The following is a 4,226-nucleotide window of genomic DNA, read 5'->3' as shown; positions in this document are numbered from 1 at the left end:
CCCCCCCCCCCCCCCCCCCCCCCCCCCCCCCCCCCCCCCCCCCCCCCCCCCCCCCCCCCCCCCCCCCCCCCCCCCCCCCCCCCCCCCCCCCCCCCCCCCCCCCCCCCCCCCCCCCCCCCCCCCCCGCGGCGTCCGCCCGCGCCCGGATCAGACTACGCCAGTGGTGTAGTACATGCCGATGATGGCGAACACGGCCAGGGTCTTGATGACAGTGATCGCGAAGATGTCCTTGTAGGACTGGCGGTGGGTCAGGCCGGTGACGGCGAGCACGGTGATGACCGCGCCGTTGTGCGGCAGCGTGTCCATGCCGCCGGAAGCCATCGCCGCCACGCGGTGCAGCACTTCCATCGGAATGCCGGCGGCCTGCGCGTTGGCGATGAAGCTGTCGGCCATCGCCGCCAGTGCGATGCTCATGCCGCCGGAGGCCGAGCCGGTGATTCCGGCCATGGCGGTGACGGAAACGGCTTCGTTGACCAGCGGATTGGGAATCGAACCCAGCGCGTTGGCCACCACCAGGAAGCCGGGAAGGGCGGCGATCACGGCGCCGAAGCCATACTCCGAAGCGGTGTTCATCGACGCCAGCATGGCGCCGCCGATGGCCGACTTGGTGCCCTCGGCGAACGCGGCCACCACCGGCTTCCAGGCGAAGGCGATGACGCTGAGGATGCCCAGCAGCAGTGCGCCCTGTACCGCCCAGATCGCGGCGACCTTGGAGACTTCCTGCACCACCGGAGCCGGGTTGCCGATCACCGCCGGCACGAACGACTGGCTTTCGCCATAGAACCCGGGAATCCAGCGGGTGAACAGGAAATTGGCCACGCCCACCAGCAGCAGCGGCAGCACCGCCACCAGCGGGTGTGCCAGGCGGTCTCCCTGGAATGGCTCGGGTTCGTTGCGCAGCTCCTCGTTGGCGCCGGAATACCCCTCGCCCCTGGCGATCGCCACGCGGCGGCGCCATTCCAGGTAGCTCATGCCCAGGATCAGGATCACCACCGTGCCGATCACGCCCAGCCAGGGCGCGGCCCAGCCGGTGGTGCCGAAGAACGAGGCGGGGATGATGTTCTGGATCTGCGGCGTGCCCGGCAGCGCGTCCATGGTGAAGGTGAAGGCGCCCAAGGCGATGGTGCCCGGGATCAGGCGCTTGGGGATGTTGCTCTGGCGGAACAGCTCGGCGGCGAAGGGGTAGACCGCGAACACCACCACGAACAGCGACACGCCGCCGTAGGTGAGCAGGGCGCAGACCAGCACGATGGACAGCATCGCGCGTTGCGCGCCGACCAGCCGGATGGTGGCGGAGACGATCGACTTGGAAAAGCCGGAGATCTCGATCAGCTTGCCGAACACCGCGCCGAGCAGGAACACCGGGAAGTACAGCTTCAGGAAGCCGACCATCTTGTCCATGAACAGGCCGGTGAACATTGGCTGCACCAGCGTCGGGTCGGTCAGCAGCACCGCGCCCAGCGCCGCCACCGGCGCGAACAGGATCACGCTGTAGCCGCGGTAGGCCACGAACATCAGGAAGCACAGCGCCGCCAGTACGATCAGAAACGACATCCACGGCTCCCCGGCCAGACACGATGCCGGCGAGTATCGGGAGCGGGGGCGGGCCGGCCCACTGTACGAACGGACGATACGCCAGCCCCTAACGCCCCGTTAACGTGCGCAGCGTGGGCGGCATCCGTGTGCCGCCGTGTCATACCCGGGAGGAGGGAGACCAATGAAGCGCAAGTATCTGAGCATGGCCGTGGGCTGTGCATTGCTGGCCCCGGCCGCGTTCGTGCAGGCCCAGGAGCAGCAGCATCCGGCCGGCCACCAGCAGGCCACCCAGCTGGACGAAGTCACCGTGACCGCGCGCCGCCGCACCGAGTCCATCCAGGACGTGCCGGTGGCAGTGTCGGCCTTCGGCGAGGAGCAGATCAAGGATCTGCAGGCCTCCACCGTGGAAGGCCTGCAGGGCGCGGTGCCGAACATGAACATCGCCCAGGGCCGCGGCTCGGCCAACAGCGTCAACGTGTTCATCCGCGGCATCGGCCAGCCGGACGCGCTGCAGACCTTCGATCCGGGCGTGGGCATGTACGTGGACGACGTCTACTACTCGCGCATCAACGGCGCGCTGTTCTCGCTGTTCGACATCCAGCAGCTGGAAGTGCTGCGCGGCCCGCAGGGCACGCTGTACGGCAAGAACTCCACCGGCGGCGCGATCAAGCTGACCACCAAGAACCCGTTCGACAACGAGGGCGGCGCGGTGGAAGTCACCGCCGGCGACTACGGCCGCCTGGAGGGCCGCTTCTACGTGTCGGGCAAGCTGAGCGACACCTTCGCGGCCAGCGCCGCCGGTGCCAAGATCACCAACGACGGCTATGTCAGGGATGCCGACACCGGCAAGCACTACAACGACGACGACACCGAGGCGCTGCGCGTCAAGCTGGCTTTCAACCCGGCCGACAACTTCCGCGCCACCCTGTCGCTGGATACGACCAAGCAGGACGCCGCGCTGACCCTGGGTCGACCGATGGCCAACCTGGAGCGTACCGATGTCGTGCTCGGAAAGGTCGTGCTCAAGCCGGGCGAAACCGGCAAGTGGGATCGCCGCGTCCGTACTTCGTTCAAGGACGGCCAGGGCCAGTACCTGAAGCACTCCGGTGCCTCGCTGGCAATGGATTGGGACATCGACGAGCAGTGGACGCTGAAGAGCATCAGCGCTTACCGCAAGCTCAAGACCAAGTCGTACATCGACATCGATGCCTCCGAGTACGAACTGGGCGACGTGCTGGTCGCATTGGACCAGAACCAGAAGAGCCAGGAATTCCAGCTGCACTACGACAATGGCAGCAACCTGCACCTGACCTTCGGCGCCTATTACATGAAGGAAAATGTTCCTTCCTATCAGGAGGCCTACGCCAGCGATCTGTTCGGCGTGCTTGGTAGCCAGGTGAAGTTCCTGCGCACCATTTCCGATGACCTGGAAACCACGTCGAAAGCCGCTTTCGCACATGCCAACTGGACGTTCGCGCCGAGCTGGACTCTGGCAGCCGGTGTGCGCTGGACCAAGGACACCAAGGATTACGAGCGCACCACCAGCACCTTCTGGGGGGCGCCGTTTACCGGGTTGAATGAAACGGTACCGTTCCCGGCGACCTCGGCGTCGTGGACGGCGATGACGCCTTCGGTCAGCCTGCAGAAGGCGTTCAGCGACAACCTGATGGGCTATGTGTCGGCCAATCGCGGCTTCAAGTCCGGAGGCTTCAATGGCCGTGCCAATTCCGCGTATGAAGTCAGGACCGCCCGCTTCAACCCGGAATTCGTATGGACCTACGAAGCGGGCCTGAAGGGCACGTCGGCGGATCGTCGGTTCCGTGGCAGCGCGGCGGCCTTCTACAGCAATTACTCCGACTTCCAGGCCCGCGTATCGGAGATTTCCAATCCGGGCTCGATGATTCCGGATTTCAAGTTCCCGGTGCTGAACGCCGCCAAGGTGAACATCAAGGGCATCGAACTGGAAGGCAGCGCGTTGCTGGGCGAAGCCACCACCCTGAGTGGGCAGCTGAGCTGGCTGGATGCCAAATACGATCGGTTCGACGACCCGCGCCATGATCCCGCTTACCCGGGTTATGACCCGGTCAACGTGATCCATGACCACGTACCGTTTTCGCCGGACTGGACCGCGCGCGTGGCCCTGCAGCATGTGTTCGGGCTGGGCGACAACGGCAACCTGACCTTCGGCGGCGACGTGTCCTACCGCGGCAAGACCTGGCTGAGCGTGGACAACCGCGCGGTGCTGAGCCAGGACGCGTACACCCTGGTGGGCGTCTACGGCGTATGGGATTCGCCGCAGATGGCCTGGCAGGTGCGCGCCGGCGTGCGCAACCTGACCGACAGGCAGTACAAGACCGAGGGTCAGGAATTTGCCAGCATTGCCAATATCCAGACCGCCTACTACGGCCTGCCGCGCAACTGGTACGTGTCGCTGCGCTACAACTTCTGAGGCGCACGTTCCCCGGTCGTGGATCGAAACCCTCCCTGCCTCCGCAGGGAGGGTTTTTCATGGCGCCACCCGCGTGCGCCGCTGTTCGTGCGGCTCTGCCATGGATGACGTCCCTCCCGCCGTCCTCGCACGATCCCCGTAGGAGCGGCTTCAGCCGCGATGGAGCTTTCCTGAAATTGCTGGAGACAGCTTTGCTGGCGTGCGCGGTGGTTCATCGGGAACGCGCCATCGCGGCTGAAGC

The 4,226-nt window shown here is 66.2% G+C and carries 2 protein-coding genes; one reads left to right on the top strand and one right to left on the bottom strand.

Annotation, left to right across the window (positions count from 1 at the left end; all coding sequences use genetic code 11):
• Positions 1 to 147: 147 nt before the first annotated feature.
• Positions 148 to 1,554, bottom strand: coding sequence for a GntP family permease (locus QMX80_RS18595; RefSeq protein ID WP_282278656.1), 1,407 nt, complete (start codon positions 1,552 to 1,554; stop codon positions 148 to 150).
• 163 nt (positions 1,555 to 1,717) lie between these two features.
• Here QMX80_RS18595 and QMX80_RS18590 point away from each other — a divergent pair, with 163 nt between their 5' ends.
• On the top strand, positions 1,718 to 3,985 hold the full coding sequence (locus QMX80_RS18590) for a TonB-dependent receptor (protein ID WP_282278654.1): 2,268 nt from the start codon (positions 1,718 to 1,720) through the stop codon (positions 3,983 to 3,985).
• The last annotated feature ends 241 nt before the right edge of the window (positions 3,986 to 4,226 follow it).

The organism is Stenotrophomonas sp. PS02297 (genome assembly GCF_029959705.1).
In the GTDB taxonomy this organism is placed as follows: Bacteria; Pseudomonadota; Gammaproteobacteria; order Xanthomonadales; family Xanthomonadaceae; genus Stenotrophomonas; species Stenotrophomonas nitritireducens.
This window is presented reverse-complemented; position numbering and strand designations above follow the sequence as displayed.

Coding starts and splice junctions, on each gene's coding strand:
- QMX80_RS18595 (WP_282278656.1), bottom strand. CDS start 1,554: ATGTCGTTTCTGATCGTACTGGCGGCGCTGTGCTTCCTGATGTTCGTG.
- QMX80_RS18590 (WP_282278654.1), top strand. CDS start 1,718: ATGAAGCGCAAGTATCTGAGCATGGCCGTGGGCTGTGCATTGCTGGCC.